The sequence below is a fragment of the Undibacterium sp. Jales W-56 genome (genome assembly GCF_025548535.1).
In the GTDB taxonomy this organism is placed as follows: Bacteria; Pseudomonadota; Gammaproteobacteria; order Burkholderiales; family Burkholderiaceae_D; genus Undibacterium.
The window spans coordinates 1011335-1025898 of the sequence record NZ_JAJLQW010000001.1; the positions used below are offsets into that span (position 1 = coordinate 1011335).

Here is a 14564-nt window from a genome sequence, read left to right on the forward strand (position 1 = left end):
GATTCGTCCCTGGTAAATCAAAGATCGTCTTTGTTGATCCACTTGGGTAGATGCGGAGGGCGCGCCTGTTGTAATGCATCCAGCAAGTTGACCGGATCAGATGCATTGTGCAGCAGCGCGAGATGTTCTTGCTTTAAAAAACGGGCATTCACTGTGTGCTGCAGAAATTGCAGCAGGCTGTCATAGAAGCCATTGATGTTGAGCAGACCCAGCGGTTTTTCATGGAAGCCTAATTGCGACCAGGTGAACATCTCAAACAATTCCTCCAGCGTGCCTATCCCGCCAGGCATAGCGATAAAGCCATCGGATAGTTCAGCCATCAGCGCTTTACGCTCATGCATATTGTTGACGATGTACAGCTTGCTCAAACCTGTGTGACCGACTTCCTTGTCCATCAAGGCTTTAGGAATCACGCCGGTAACATGGCCGCCGAGGCGCAGAACCTCATCCGCAATGACGCCCATCAATCCGACATTGCCGCCGCCGTATACCATAGCAATCCTGCGAGCCGCCATTGCCGAGGCTAATTTTCTGGCGCCGTCTGCGTAAGCGTCTGAGAACCCAATGGAAGAGCCACAATAGACGCAGAGAGAATTGATCTGCCTAGGCATTAATTTTCTTCAGGTATTCTTGCGACAGTTTTTCAAACACGTTTTTGGTTTCGCCTCGCAGATACGGGCTGATCAAAACGATGACCTGATAACAACCGCGCGCCAGCGACTCTGACATGGTCTGCAATTCGGTGTATTTGCGGGGATTACGGACGTATTCATAAGACAGCCAGTAGGTTGCAACTACCACCATATTGGTGGCGAGAGCGTCAATTTCTATATCGCCAGCCTCGAATTCGCCGTCGGCGCGCAAACCATAGCAAAGCTCGGTGGCGACCTTAATTTTGTGGGTCAGAATCTGCTTGAAATTGAGTTCCAGCTTACGGTTTCTGGAAAGCAGGTCATTCAAATCGCGGTAGAAAAAACGATAACGCCAGACCAGTTCAAACGTCAGGTGCAGATAGGTCCAGATATCCTGGATATTGGCTTTGCGTCCCTCGGGAAAGGCGAGTTTTTTGTTAATTTCTTCCTCGAATTGTACGAAGATGGAATTGACAATATCGTCCTTATTGCGGAAGTGATAGTACAGGTTGCCCGGAGAGATATTCATCTCTTCAGCAATGACCGTGGTAGTGATATTGGGCTCGCCAAATTCATTGAACAAGCGCAACGATAAATCCAGGATGCGTTCCCTGGTGCGACGAGGAGCTTTGTGTTGCATGCCGACTCTCTAAAATTATTTTTTAATAGAATAACATTGAACCGGCAAAGCACAAAAAAATGCGTCGGATTTCTCTATCGGGACTAGTCGGCCTGCCTGGTGTCTGTGCTTAATTTGACTTCGACGTGGACTAAACGGGTTTTCGCAAGCTTGTCGTGTAAGAATTGACCATCTTTATCCAGTCTCGTCGTCAATGCCCACAAAACCACATTTGCCGTGACGGCAGCAACCGCGAACCAGGCTTTCAGTTCGAATTGATAGGCGATAGCCAAACCCGGTAAAAACCACATCCATGCCAGGCAATAGCGTACGATTGCCTTAATAACCGGCAACTTGGGCCGCTCGTCGTCGATTACTTTGATACTCCAGGTTTTCATCGCCAGAGTCTGACCGCTTCTGGACCAGAAGAACACAAAATAGGCACCCAGCACAAAAAATAGCCAGGCTTCGCGGGCATGCCGCAAAGTCAGGGCGTGGCGGCTCTGGGTCCATACATCGAATATCATTCCAGCTACGAAGACTACGCCAAACAGCAGCATGGCCTCATACACCATGCAGATCATGCGGCGACGCAGTGCGGGAGCCGCAGTCGCAGCGGTAAATTGAGCTTGTACCACGTTTTATTTCGCCACGGCTTGAGAGGCGGGGGCGCTTATCACCGGAGTTGCAACAGCTTGACTGGCAGCTTGTACAACTGGCGCAGGACGCTCGGTTGCGGGTGGCAAGGCAATAGGTGCGGGTTTCTGAATGCCTTTGATCGGCGCTAAGGCGGGTGCTTTTCTTTGCGCTTCAGATGGCAGGTTGGTGACATTTTTTTTTCTGCTTGCTTCAGAAGCCAATTGCTTCTTTTGCTCATCACTCAATTGCTGATATTGCTGCCATTGAGCTGACTTTTGTTCGGGTTTGATTTGTGCTGTGCGAGCGAAATTCTCGCGCGCTTCCATACGCTGTTCTGGCGATAATTTGACCCAGGCGCGCATACGTTCTTGTACTCTTGCCTGTTCGTCCGGCTTCATGAGCGCATATTTATTGGCGATTTCCAGCCATTTTTTCTTGCGGACTTCACCCATCTTGCTCCATTCCGGAGCGAGCGGCGCAAGCGCTATTTTTTGTTCGGTGCTCAGCTCTTGCCAGCTCGGCTTGCTATTTGCCACTGCCGGCGCTGCAAGCGTTTTATTCGCGGTCGCAGGCGGAGTACTCGTAATAGCAGTACCGCCAGCAAGAGCTAGCGGTGACAATATGGCTAATAAAAAGACGCATAGTGGCAATTTATTTGAAGCGAATACAGCGGAAAAATACACTGCTACTCCTCCGCTTTGTTCAAATACGCGCTGAAGCCCGTATCCAGATAAGCATCTGGCGGTAATTCATCTGCCAGTACAGCCACATCAATATCAGCCAGATCACTGATGCGACGTTGTTGTTCGTACTCGTAAATGCCTATCAAGCCGAGAATCAGTACCAGCATCGGCAAAGCAACACCGAGTTTGCCTAGCCATGAGCTAGGGCCGCCGAATGAAAATCCGTGATTGCCTGCCAAAATTCCGTTAAAAGCCAATGCCGCAGTCGGGGAAGATTGCTTTTTGCGCGACATGGCAATCTTTCGTGCACTGGCGAGCCGATCTAAAGTCGGTGCCGGGAGTCGCTCAGCCGATTCATTTAATGCATGCCTTACCTTGTAGGCAAAATCCAGATCTCGGGCTTCTCTAGAGTAGTTCATAATGTAATTCCTTTTGCCTTGAGTGATGCTGCCAGCGCGTGTGTTGCACGCGAACAGTGCGTTTTGACACTGCCTTCCGAGCAACCCATTGCGGCTGCCGTTTCTGCTACATCCATGTCTTCCCAATAACGCATGAGGAAGGCTTCTCGTTGACGTGCTGGAAGTTTTTGTATCTCGCCATCAATTATGTTGAGAACTTGCTCACGCTCTATTTTATCAGCACTGGACTCGGATGCCTCGGTTCCTTCTTCAGAAGCGTAGCTTTCTAGCAAGTCAAAATTGTCATCATCTTGATTATTATTGGGCGTGATGCTCGAAAACAGGCTGACCCAGGTATTCCTTACTTTCTCCCTGCGGAAAAAATCAAGTATCGTATTTTGCAGAATGCGTTGAAATAAAAGAGGCAGCTCTGCCGCGGGTTTGTCGCCGTATTTTTCGGCAAGCTTGATCATGGACTCTTGTACAATGTCCAGTGCGGATTCTTCATTACGCACCGTATACACTGCGTGTTTGTAGGCGCGACGCTCTACGCCTTCAAGAAAATTCGATAATTCTTTGTCTGTGGCCATTTCTTGGCAGTAATGATAGATAACTTTGATAAGGTGGTGCTATGACAAAGGAAATTCCTGTGGCAATCTGGTCTTAATTTGGGAAAATGCCGTGAAATAGTGCGGTTTTTCTCTTTAAAAGTGCGCCCATGCTAGCAAAAAACCTTTTCCATGTCCTGTTATTTTGTGGGAAATTACTGATTTGCAAGTAATTTATGCGCAAAAATATGGAATTTGTCTTGACCAAAATGGTGCGACGCAGTACCGTATCAGTCCGCCTCACGATCTCGAGGCAATCAATACCTGTTCGAACCGGCCCACAATGTCGTCCTCAACAGGTGCTCTAATGAAGCTGTTTGTTCTGACCCATGCCACAAGCGTGAGAAGTTGTCGCAGTAAAGCCTAAACACTGACTGAACGAGTGCTATAAGCCTCATCTGGAAATATATCCAACGGATGTACCAAGGGTGGCGTGACCGTACAAAAAGGAATGTCAGCTTCAAGCCTAGCCGCGCAAATTCGACAGGAAAGAACATCCGATCAATCTCCTATGGACCTTGAAAGGAAACGTAAATGAGTTCAGAAACGAATGCAGAAATAACCGGCGCAGAGATATTAGTCAAATGCCTGGCCGAAGAGGGTGTTGAGCATGTGTTCGGATATCCGGGCGGTGCCGTACTCTATATCTACGACGCAATTTTTAATCAGGATAAGTTTCAACATATCCTTGTTCGCCACGAGCAGGCAGCGATTCATGCGGCCGATGCTTATTCCCGTTCTTCACAAAAAGTCGGTGTCGCTTTAGTGACATCCGGCCCTGGCGTTACCAATGCGGTAACCGGCCTGGCGACTGCCTACATGGATTCGATCCCGATGGTGATCATTTCCGGCCAGGTCCCAAGTCATGCAATCGGCCAGGATGCTTTCCAGGAATGCGATACCGTCGGTATTACGCGTCCTTGCGTCAAGCATAATTTTTTGGTGAAGGATGTCCGAGATTTAGCGACGACCATCAAGAAGGCGTTCTTTATCGCTACGACTGGTCGTCCCGGTCCTGTGCTGGTGGATATCCCCAAAGATATCAGCATGCACAAGACCACCTATTTCTATCCAAAAGAAGTAGAAATGCGCTCTTACAAGCCAGTGGATAAGGGTCACTCCGGCCAGATTCGCAAGGCAGTGCAGCTCTTGCTGCAAGCCGAACGTCCGATGATTTATACCGGCGGCGGCGTGATACTGGCCAATGCGGCACCGGAGTTAAACAAGCTGGTCAACCAACTCGGTTTCCCGTGCACCAATACCTTGATGGGCTTGGGTGCTTTTCCGGCTTCGGATGAAAAATTTGTCGGCATGCCTGGCATGCACGGCACTTACGAAGCCAACATGGCGATGCAACACTGCGATGTGCTGATCGCGATCGGTGCGCGTTTTGATGATCGCGTGATCGGTAACCCCAAACATTTCGCCTCTCATCCGCGCAAGATCATTCATATCGATATCGATCCGTCGTCGATTTCCAAGCGCGTTAAAGTCGATATTCCTATCGTCGGCAATGTCAAAGACGTGTTGCAAGAATTTTTGTCGCAACTCGGCACGGTAGAGATCAAGTCGAATCCGAAAGCGCTGGCAGACTGGTGGAAGCAGATCAATGAGTGGCGCAAGCGTGAATGCTTGAAATTTCCCGCCTCGACTGAAATTATCAAGCCGCAATCGGTTGTACAAAAAGTCTGGGAAATCACCAAGGGCGACGCCTTCATCACGTCCGACGTCGGTCAGCATCAGATGTGGGCGGCGCAATACTACGGTTTTGACAAACCGCGCCGCTGGATCAATTCCGGCGGCCTGGGCACCATGGGCGTTGGCTTGCCTTATGCGATGGGAGTGCAGATGGCGAACCCCGGCGCGACCGTGGCCTGCATCACCGGCGAAGCTTCCATACAAATGTGTATTCAGGAACTCGCGACCTGCAAGCAATATCATTTGACGCCGAAAATTATTTTGTTGAACAACCGTTTTCTCGGCATGGTCCGGCAGTGGCAGCAAATTGATTACGGATCACGTTACTCCGAGTCGTATATGGATTCCTTGCCCGATTTTACCAAGCTGGTGGAGTCCTATGGTCACGTCGGTATGAAGATTGAAAATCCGGCAGATATCGATGGCGCACTCAAAGATGCATTCGGCATGAAAGATCGTCTGGTATTTATGAACTTCATTACGGATCAAACCGAAAACGTCTGGCCTATGGTCAAGGCGGGCGCCGGTCTGACTGAAATGCTGCTCGGTTCGGAGGATCTGTAACATGAGACATATCATTTCTGTTCTGCTGGAAAACGAAGCCGGCGCCTTGTCTCGGGTCGTCGGTTTATTCTCTGCGCGCGGCTACAACATCGAAACCCTGACGGTGGCGCCGACCGAAGATGCGACCTTGTCTCGCATGACCATCGTGACTTCAGGCTCGGACGACATCATCGAGCAAATCACCAAGCATCTGAATCGCCTGATCGAAGTAGTTAAAGTCGTCGACCTGACCGAGGGCGCGCACATTGAGCGCGAACTCATGTTGATCAAGGTCAGGGCAGTAGGTAAAGAACGTGAAGAGATGAAGCGCACTGCCGATATTTTCCGTGGTCGCATCATCGATGTCACCGAAAAAACCTATACCATCGAATTGACCGGGAATAAGGGTAAGCTGGATGCCTTTATCGATTCCATCGACCGTACGGCGATTTTGGAAACGGTCCGTACCGGTGGTTCGGGTATCGGCCGTGGCGAGCGAATTTTGAAAGTCTAAGGCATCAGCAAACAAAGTAATACGCAATATCGACGGGCTTCTCCGGGCGAAAACGTGCCACAAGGCGCATGAATAGTGCGGATGCTGTTTTAAATAACTGAAATAAATTAAATCATTAAGGATACAAAATGAAAGTTTTCTACGATAAAGATTGCGACTTGTCCCTCATCAAAGGCAAAAACGTAGCGATCATCGGTTACGGTTCGCAAGGTCACGCACACGCACAAAACCTGAACGACTCCGGTTGCAAAGTCACCGTCGCTTTGCGCAAAGGCGGCGCCTCATGGGACAAGGCAAAAAATGCAGGTTTGAATGTTGCTGAAGTCAATGACGCGGTTAAAGCGGCCGACGTCATCATGATCTTGCTGCCAGATGAAAACATCGCCCAGGTTTATGCTGAAAACGTGGCGCCTCATGCAAAGCAGGGCGCAGTGCTGGCGTTCGCCCACGGCTTCAACGTCCATTATGGTCAAGTCGTACCGCGTGCCGATCTGGACGTCATCATGATCGCGCCGAAGGCACCAGGCCACACCGTACGCGGCACTTACTCCCAGGGTGGCGGCGTACCGCATCTGATCGCCGTATACCAGGATAAATCCGGCTCGGCCCGCGACATCGCCTTGTCCTATGCGATGGCAAACGGCGGCGGCCGTGCCGGTATCATCGAAACCAACTTCCGCGAAGAAACCGAAACCGACTTGTTCGGCGAGCAAGCCGTGTTGTGCGGTGGTGCGGTCGAGTTGATCAAAGCCGGTTTCGAGACCTTGGTCGAAGCGGGCTACGCGCCGGAAATGGCGTATTTCGAATGTCTGCACGAATTGAAATTGATCGTCGATCTGATCTATGAAGGCGGTATCGCCAACATGAACTACTCGATCTCCAACAACGCCGAATACGGCGAATATGTGACAGGCCCGAAAGTCGTTACCTCCACGACTAAAGAAGCGATGCGTCAATGCCTGAAAGATATTCAGACTGGCGAATACGCGAAGAGCTTCATCCTGGAAAACAAGGCAGGTGCGCCGACTTTGATTTCCCGTCGTCGTTTGACTGCTGAGCATCAGATTGAAGAAGTCGGCGCGAAATTGCGTGCCATGATGCCATGGATTGCTAAAAACAAATTGGTCGATCAATCTAAAAATTAATTGCCAAGATCGCCGGGCATCATACCGGCGCATGCTGGCAATCACACCCAGTTTGAAGCCAAAAGTCGTCCGCTTGGACGACTTTTTTTATGTCTTTTTATTCCTGTTTCACATCAAAAAGCGTGAATTTGGTAAACGATTGATGTCTTTGGACATCTTGCACTTCAGGCGCATCTGGCTTTTTTCGTGAGCAAAATGGATTTAATTGCCATCTAATCGCGGTTATACTTTCAGCTTACTTTTATTTTATCGATTAACGCATGTCCTCTTTTAACCGACGTAAGCCCAAAGGCAGTTTTAAGCTTTTCCCACGTGGCGCACGCAAAAATCAACAAGCTGAATCTGGCGCTGCCGAGCAGCCCTATCCGGTCAAGAGACGGCGCGGCATTTATCTCCTGCCAAACGCCTTTACTACGGCGGCTTTGTTCTGTGGCTTCTATGCCATTGTGATGGCAATGAATCAGCGTTTTGATCAATCGGCATTCGCTATTTTTGCCGCCATGGTGCTGGATAGTCTCGATGGTCGCGTGGCCAGGATGACGAATACCCAAAGTGAATTTGGCGCCCAGTACGATAGTTTGTCGGACATGATTTCTTTCGGCGCAGCGCCAGCTCTGGTGGCGTATGAATGGTCGCTCAGGGGCATGGGTAAGCTGGGCTGGCTGGCGGCATTCGTCTATTGCGCCGGTGCGGCATTGCGCCTGGCGCGTTTTAACACAAATATTGCGGTCGTCGATAAGCGTTATTTCCAAGGTTTGCCTAGTCCGGCAGCGGCGGCATTGGTGGCTGGCTTTGTGCTGTTGATGACGGACTTGAATTTTAAGGGCAGCGATCTGAGCTGGAGCGCCTGGAGTATTACCTTGTTTGCCGGTTTGACGATGGTGACCAACGTCCCTTTTTATAGTTTCAAGGATGTGAATTTGCGCCGCTCCGTGCCATTTATTGCGCCGTTTTTGATCGTGCTGGCCTATGTTGCCGTGGTCAGCGATCCGCCTAAAGTACTGTTTGGCCTGTTTGTGCTGTATGGCTTGTCGGGTTATGTGGTGCTGCTGTGGCGCTGGCGTAAAGGCCGTCCGGTGAGTCTGGTACAAACGACTGTTGAAACTCACGAAGAGAAGTAAATCAGACTCGTATGAAAATCAAAGCTGTGCGGTAGAAATACGGCACAGCTTTTTTAATTCCCGTAGAGCGAAAAGCAGGTATTTTTTTACAGAATGACGGCCACAAAATCTTGCACTTTCAAGCAATCGCGCTTATAGTCGTCCGCATGTATTTACTGCTCAAATTTTTAGCAATGTTATCTCTCGCGGATCCATCAGATTTGCCAGCGTGATGACTGGTGCGCTGACACCATAGCGCATTCACACTCCCAACTTACAATTTGCGTAGCTCTTACCCATGCGCATCGCAAGGGTAGACCAAAAGCGTTTGCAGTACCGACATCCGGCAATTCAATTCAAAAAAATCAGGAGCAGATCATGAGCGATAAGCTGATCATATTTGACACTACTTTGCGTGATGGAGAACAGTCTCCCGGCGCTTCCATGACCAAGGATGAAAAAGTCCGTATTGCAAGACAATTGGAGCGCCTTAGGGTAGATGTGATTGAGGCCGGTTTTGCGGCCGCATCGCAAGGGGATTTTGAAGCAATCCAGGCAATTTCTGCAGCGGTCAGGGAGCCGATTATCTGTTCCTTGTCGCGCGCAAACGATAGGGATATTTCTCGTGCGGCGGAAGCTTTGAAGGCAGCGCAAAGAAAGCGGATTCATACCTTCATTGCGACCTCGCCCTTGCACATGGAGAAGAAGCTGCGTATGACGCCGGACCAGGTGTTTGAGCAGGCGAAACAAGCCGTGCGTTTTGCGCGCCAGTTTACCGATGATGTGGAATTTAGCCCGGAAGATGGCAGCCGCTCGGATATGGATTTCTTATGCCGCGTCATCGAAGCGGTGATCAGCGAAGGGGCGACCACCATCAATTTTGCCGACACGGTCGGCTACGGCGTACCTGGTTTGTACGGCAATATGCTGAAATCTTTGCGCGAGCGTATTCCTAATTCGGATAAGGCAATCTGGTCAGTCCATTGCCATAACGATCTCGGTATGGCGGTGGCGAATTCGCTTGCCGGCGTGATGATAGGCGGCGCCCGTCAAGTCGAATGCACCATCAATGGCTTGGGTGAGCGCGCCGGCAATACGGCTCTCGAAGAGATCGTGATGGCAGTGAAAACCCGTCGCGATCATTTCAACCTGGATTTCGGTATCGATACGACGCAGATCGTGGCGACGTCCAAGCTGGTATCGCAAATCACCGGTTTCGCGGTGCAGCCGAATAAGGCAGTGGTCGGGGCGAATGCGTTTGCGCATGCTTCCGGCATTCATCAGGACGGCATCTTAAAGGCGCGTGATACCTATGAAATCATGCGTGCTGAGGATGTGGGCTGGAGCGCCAACAAGATAGTTCTGGGTAAATTGTCCGGTCGTAACGCGTTTAAACAGCGTCTCGAAGAGCTGGGCATCAAACTCGAATCGGAAGCGGATATCAACGCAGCATTTACTCGTTTTAAAGAATTGGCCGACCGTAAGTCTGAAATTTTTGACGAAGACATCATGGCGCTCGTATCAGACGAAGAGCATTCCCATGACAATGAATATTATCGTTTCGTCTCGCTGGCGCAGCATTCCGAAACCGGCGAACGGCCGGCGGCAAAAATCGTATTTGCGATCGATTCCAAGGAAGTCACCTGTGACGGTCATGGCAATGGTCCGGTTGATGCCATTGTCAATGCGATTGAATCGAAAACCCAGAGCGGCTCGGAGTTGCTGCTGTTTTCGGTGAATGCGATTACTACAGGCACACAATCGCAAGGCGAGGTGACCATGCGCCTGTCCAAGGCTGGGCGTATTGTCAATGGCGTGGGGGCCGATCCGGATATTGTGGTCGCTTCTGCAAAAGCCTATTTATCCGCGTTAAACAAACTGCATTCCAAGGTAGAAAAGCTGAACCCGCAGATTTAAGCGATGGGGTTTTGTCGTTAAGCGTGACTTGGTCGATGGATAAATCTATGCTATAGTCACGCGTCTTGCCATTTTGGTGAGATTATTGTTGTCACGATGTTAAGGGTTTGTTCTCTTTGCATCGCATGTTAAGGAAAATCATGACTTTCGAAAAAAGTACTAAAGCCGCCATCGTTGCGGACAATGCCCGTGGTTTGAACGACACCGGCTCCCCGGAAGTGCAAGTTGCTTTGTTGACTGCACGTATCAATGACTTGAACGGTCACTTCAAGGCGCACGCTAAAGATCACCACTCACGTCGTGGTTTGATCATGATGGTTAACCGTCGTAAGAGCCTGTTGTCCTACCTGAAGGGCAAAGATTTGAACCGTTATCGTTCACTGATTGAAAAACTCGGCTTGCGTAAGTAATTCATTGCTATATATTTATTACATAGCAAAAGTGTTGTAGCAGAAAGCCTGCCTCAGTTCGCTGTCGCAGGCTTTTTGTTGTTTGTAGGGCTGATCAGCGCTTATTTTTCAAGATTATTTTTGGTAGTTGTTGGTGGTAGTAAAGCGAATGAACGATTCGCTCGCGGTGAGGTGAACGACAGCGCCTGAAAATCTGTCGGCAAAATAGAAAGGACACATTGTGTTTAATAAAGTTACGAAAACCTTCCAGTACGGTCAACATCAAGTGACGCTGGAAACAGGCGAGATCGCTCGTCAAGCATCTGGTGCGGTCATGGTATCGATTGAAGATACCGTTGTGTTGGCGACGGTAGTTGCAAAAAAAGATGCCAAGCCAGGTCAGGATTTCTTCCCATTGACGGTGGATTACCTCGAAAAAACGTATGCTGCCGGTCGTATCCCTGGCGGTTTTTTCAAGCGTGAAGGGCGTCCGTCTGAAAAAGAAACGCTGACTTCCCGTTTGATCGATCGACCTATCCGCCCTTTGTTTCCAGAGGGCTATCTGAACGAAGTGCAAGTCATCGTGCACGTCTTGTCCGTCAATCCTGAAATCGATCCGGATATTGCCGCCATGATCGGCGCGTCTGCTGCGATCTGCGTTTCCGGTATTCCATTCAGCGGCCCGGTAGGTGCGGCCCGCGTTGGTTATATCGATGGCCAGTACATTTTGAACCCGACAGCCACGCAATTAAAAACATCGGCGATGGATCTGGTGGTTGCCGGTACTGAGCAAGCTGTCCTGATGGTCGAGTCCGAAGCGCAACAGTTGTCCGAAGAAGTCATGCTGGGCGCGGTTGTCTACGGTCACGAGCAAATGAAGGCAGTGATTGATGCCATCCACGAATTAGTGCGTGACGGTGGAAAACCTGAAGTCGAATGGGCGCCAGCCGCTAAGAACGAAGCGCTGATCGCTGCGGTGACTGCAGTGGCGCAGCCATTGTTGCGCACTGCCTATCAAACAAAAGAAAAGCAAGCGCGTACGCAATTGTTGAAAGACGCTACGACTGCAGTCAATGCGGCTTTGGCTGAGCAGGCTGCCGCTAAAGGCGAATCCGCTCCGGATTCGTCTGAAGTCGGCAATATCCTGTTCGATCTGGAAGCAAAAATCGTGCGCTCCCAAATCCTCGAAGGCGAGCCGCGTATCGATGGCCGCGACACGCGCACTGTGCGTCCTATCTCGATCCGTACCGGCGTGTTGCCGCGTACTCACGGCACTGCCTTGTTCACCCGTGGCGAGACGCAGGCTTTGGTCATCGCCACTTTGGGTACGGCACGCGACGAGCAAAAAATCGATGCCTTGATGGGCGAGTATTCCGATCGTTTCATGCTGCATTACAACATGCCTCCGTTCGCTACCGGCGAAACAGGTCGCGTTGGTACGCCTAAGCGTCGTGAAATCGGTCATGGCCGTCTGGCCAAGCGTGCTCTGCAAGCGGCATTGCCATCGCCGGAAGATTTCAGCTACTCGGTACGTCTGGTGTCTGAAATTACCGAGTCCAACGGATCTTCTTCCATGGCGTCGGTTTGCGGCGGCTGCCTGGCTCTGCTGGATGCCGGTGTGCCGATGAAGGCGCATGTTGCCGGTATCGCGATGGGCCTGATCAAAGACGGCAATAAATTTGCGGTCTTGACCGATATCCTGGGCGATGAAGATCACCTCGGCGATATGGACTTCAAAGTGGCGGGTACTGCCGAAGGTATTACAGCGCTGCAAATGGACATCAAAATCCAGGGCATCACCAAGGAAATCATGCAAGTCGCTTTGGCGCAAGCAAAAGAAGGCCGTGTGCATATCCTCGCCAAAATGCAAGAAGCCGTGCCGCATGGCAAAGCCGAATTGTCCGACTTCGCACCACGCCTGATCACCGTTAAAATCAATCCGGAAAAAATCCGTGATGTGATCGGCAAGGGCGGCGCAGTGATTCGTGCCTTGACTGAAGAGACAGGGACGCAGATCGATATCAGCGATGAAGGCGTAGTCACTATCGCTTCTGTCGATGCGGCAGCCGGTCAGGAAGCCAAGCGTCGTATCGAAGAACTGACGGCTGAAGTTGAAGTCGGCAAAGTCTATGACGGCACTGTGCTGAAGTTGCTGGACTTCGGTGCGATCGTGCAGATCATGCCGGGTAAAGATGGCTTGCTGCATATCAGCCAGATCGCCAATGAGCGCGTGAATGCGGTTGCTGATTACCTCAAGGAAGGTCAGCAAGTGCGCGTTAAAGTGCTGGAGACCGACGACCGCGGTCGCTTCAAGTTATCCATGAAGGCGGCAGTCGCTGAAGGTGAACAGCCTCAGCAACAGCAACAACAGTAAGTAAATATAGTCAAATCCGTTTGACTGCCCAAAAGCCTGTGTGAAAACGCAGGCTTTTTTTATCGGCATACAATAAGCATTTTCCCTGCAAATGGAGTAGCAATGCGCGCAATTGAAATCACTCAATATGGCAAGCCGGAAGTATTGCAATTATGTGAAAGACCTGTTCCGCAGGCGGAGGCGGGTGAGGTCCTGATCCGTGTGCAGGCGGCAGGCGTCAATCGCCCCGATGTGCTGCAGCGCCTTGGGCATTATCCGGTGCCTGCCGGGGCTTCCGATTTGCCCGGCCTGGAGGTGGCGGGTGAAATTGTGGGTGGCGATTTGCAGGGATCAGGTTTTGTTAAGGGCGATAAGGTGTGCGCTCTGGTGCAGGGCGGCGGCTATGCGGAATACTGCGTCGCCCCGGCTTTGCAGTGCTTGCCGATGCCTGTTGGGCTGAGTGCGCTTGAAGCGGCCTCTTTGCCTGAAACCTATTTTACGGTGTGGAGCAATGTGTTTGATCGTGCGCGACTCAGCGTCGGTGAGAGCTTGCTGGTGCAGGGCGGCACCTCCGGCATTGGCGTGACAGCCATACAAATGGCGGTTGCATTGGGGCATCGAGTATTCGCCACGGCAGGTTCCGACGACAAGTGCAGGGCGACAGAACGGCTTGGGGCCGAGAAGGCGATTAACTATCGCACCGAAGATTTCGTCGAGATAGTGAAGTCGTTGACTGCAGGTCGTGGCGTGGATGTGATTCTGGATATGGTGGCGGGAGATTACATTCCGCGTGAGATTAATTGCCTTGCCGATGATGGGCGGCTGGCGATTATCGCCTTGCTCGGCGGCGCTAAAGCGGAAGTGGATCTGGCGCAGGTGTTGCGGCGCCGCTTAAGCATCAGCGGGGCCACTTTGCGGCCACGTTCTGTTGAGTTCAAAGGCGCCATTGCAAGGAATTTGCGGGAAAAAATCTGGCCTTTACTGGAATCTGGTCAAATTAAGCCTGTGATTTATCAGGTTTTTCCTCTGGCTGATGCGGCACGGGCACATGCTCTGATGGAAAGCAGTTCGCACGTCGGAAAAATTATGCTGCAAGTTTCGGACATTTGATGCGTCCCATTGAGAAAAATACGATACTCCCCTATTTTTCATGTGAAATGGCCGTAGTCGGCAAAATTATCAAGCGGTTTGAAAAAATACTGGTGAGTAGTATCTGTCGGAATGATTTTCCGCACCACTGCATCAACGCCTGAAAAATGCAGTTTGCCTGAAGATTTTATTCGGACACCGTTGTTTGTCTCTGTGCAGGTTTGCCCCTTGTGCAGA

Annotated in this window: 14 protein-coding genes; 8 read left to right on the plus strand and 6 right to left on the minus strand. The window is 50.8% G+C overall.

From position 1 onward, the window contains the following. Positions 1-17: 17 nt before the first annotated feature. The 6 genes from LPB67_RS04555 to LPB67_RS04580 all read right to left on the minus strand — a co-directional run bounded on the left by LPB67_RS04555 (position 18) and on the right by LPB67_RS04580 (position 3561). Entirely contained in the window at positions 18-599 is a 582-nt protein-coding gene (locus LPB67_RS04555) for a TIGR00730 family Rossman fold protein (RefSeq protein WP_262836166.1), read from the minus strand. 4 nt (positions 600-603) lie between these two features. After that, on the minus strand, positions 604-1272 hold the full coding sequence (locus LPB67_RS04560) for a TetR/AcrR family transcriptional regulator (RefSeq protein WP_262835865.1): 669 nt from the start codon (positions 1270-1272) through the stop codon (positions 604-606). Between the two features lie 83 nt (positions 1273-1355). Next, positions 1356-1889: an RDD family protein gene (locus LPB67_RS04565; protein ID WP_262835866.1), complete on the minus strand. Its 534-nt coding sequence runs from the start codon at positions 1887-1889 to the stop codon at positions 1356-1358. 3 nt (positions 1890-1892) lie between these two features. After that, on the minus strand, positions 1893-2510 hold the full coding sequence (locus tag LPB67_RS04570; protein WP_262835867.1) for a DUF3106 domain-containing protein: 618 nt from the start codon (positions 2508-2510) through the stop codon (positions 1893-1895). A gap of 65 nt (positions 2511-2575) precedes the next feature. Then, positions 2576-2992, minus strand: a complete 417-nt coding sequence (locus LPB67_RS04575) for a DUF3619 family protein (protein WP_262835868.1) — start codon at positions 2990-2992, stop codon at positions 2576-2578. Further along, complete coding sequence (locus LPB67_RS04580; RefSeq protein WP_262835869.1) at positions 2989-3561, minus strand: RNA polymerase sigma factor; 573 nt, start codon at positions 3559-3561, stop codon at positions 2989-2991. The genes LPB67_RS04575 and LPB67_RS04580 overlap by 4 nt, the downstream gene beginning before the upstream one ends. A gap of 552 nt (positions 3562-4113) precedes the next feature. On the opposite strand from LPB67_RS04580, the gene LPB67_RS04585 reads away from it, so the two are divergent. The 8 genes from LPB67_RS04585 to LPB67_RS04620 all read left to right on the plus strand — a co-directional run bounded on the left by LPB67_RS04585 (position 4114) and on the right by LPB67_RS04620 (position 14348). Continuing rightward, positions 4114-5841: an acetolactate synthase 3 catalytic subunit gene (locus tag LPB67_RS04585; protein ID WP_262835870.1), complete on the plus strand. Its 1728-nt coding sequence runs from the start codon at positions 4114-4116 to the stop codon at positions 5839-5841. Position 5842: 1 nt separating this feature from the next. Further along, on the plus strand, positions 5843-6334 hold the full coding sequence (gene ilvN, locus LPB67_RS04590; protein ID WP_188565843.1) for an acetolactate synthase small subunit: 492 nt from the start codon (positions 5843-5845) through the stop codon (positions 6332-6334). A gap of 128 nt (positions 6335-6462) precedes the next feature. Next, positions 6463-7479 (plus strand): ketol-acid reductoisomerase, encoded by a 1017-nt coding sequence (gene ilvC, locus LPB67_RS04595; protein ID WP_262835871.1) that lies wholly within the window; start codon positions 6463-6465, stop codon positions 7477-7479. 260 nt (positions 7480-7739) lie between these two features. Further along, positions 7740-8600, plus strand: coding sequence for a CDP-diacylglycerol--serine O-phosphatidyltransferase (gene pssA / locus LPB67_RS04600; protein WP_262835872.1), 861 nt, complete (start codon positions 7740-7742; stop codon positions 8598-8600). A gap of 357 nt (positions 8601-8957) precedes the next feature. Continuing rightward, the gene (locus LPB67_RS04605) at positions 8958-10496 is read left to right on the plus strand and encodes a 2-isopropylmalate synthase (protein WP_262835873.1); all 1539 of its coding nucleotides are present in this window, start codon (positions 8958-8960) and stop codon (positions 10494-10496) included. Positions 10497-10636: 140 nt separating this feature from the next. Next, a complete protein-coding gene (rpsO, locus tag LPB67_RS04610) occupies positions 10637-10906 on the plus strand; it encodes a 30S ribosomal protein S15 (protein WP_262835874.1) in 270 nt (89 codons plus the stop codon). Between the two features lie 220 nt (positions 10907-11126). Further along, positions 11127-13259 carry a polyribonucleotide nucleotidyltransferase gene (pnp, locus tag LPB67_RS04615; RefSeq protein ID WP_262835875.1) on the plus strand — a complete coding sequence of 711 codons (2133 nt, stop codon included), beginning with the start codon at positions 11127-11129 and terminating at the stop codon, positions 13257-13259. A gap of 102 nt (positions 13260-13361) precedes the next feature. Continuing rightward, positions 13362-14348 carry an NAD(P)H-quinone oxidoreductase gene (locus tag LPB67_RS04620; protein ID WP_262835876.1) on the plus strand — a complete coding sequence of 329 codons (987 nt, stop codon included), beginning with the start codon at positions 13362-13364 and terminating at the stop codon, positions 14346-14348. Positions 14349-14564: the final 216 nt, after the last annotated feature.

Coding starts and splice junctions, on each gene's coding strand:
- LPB67_RS04575 (WP_262835868.1), bottom strand. CDS start 2,992: ATGAACTACTCTAGAGAAGCCCGAGATCTGGATTTTGCCTACAAGGTA.
- LPB67_RS04580 (WP_262835869.1), bottom strand. CDS start 3,561: ATGGCCACAGACAAAGAATTATCGAATTTTCTTGAAGGCGTAGAGCGT.
- LPB67_RS04585 (WP_262835870.1), top strand. CDS start 4,114: ATGAGTTCAGAAACGAATGCAGAAATAACCGGCGCAGAGATATTAGTC.
- pssA (WP_262835872.1), top strand. CDS start 7,740: ATGTCCTCTTTTAACCGACGTAAGCCCAAAGGCAGTTTTAAGCTTTTC.
- LPB67_RS04560 (WP_262835865.1), bottom strand. CDS start 1,272: ATGCAACACAAAGCTCCTCGTCGCACCAGGGAACGCATCCTGGATTTA.
- ilvC (WP_262835871.1), top strand. CDS start 6,463: ATGAAAGTTTTCTACGATAAAGATTGCGACTTGTCCCTCATCAAAGGC.
- ilvN (WP_188565843.1), top strand. CDS start 5,843: ATGAGACATATCATTTCTGTTCTGCTGGAAAACGAAGCCGGCGCCTTG.
- rpsO (WP_262835874.1), top strand. CDS start 10,637: ATGACTTTCGAAAAAAGTACTAAAGCCGCCATCGTTGCGGACAATGCC.
- LPB67_RS04605 (WP_262835873.1), top strand. CDS start 8,958: ATGAGCGATAAGCTGATCATATTTGACACTACTTTGCGTGATGGAGAA.
- LPB67_RS04620 (WP_262835876.1), top strand. CDS start 13,362: ATGCGCGCAATTGAAATCACTCAATATGGCAAGCCGGAAGTATTGCAA.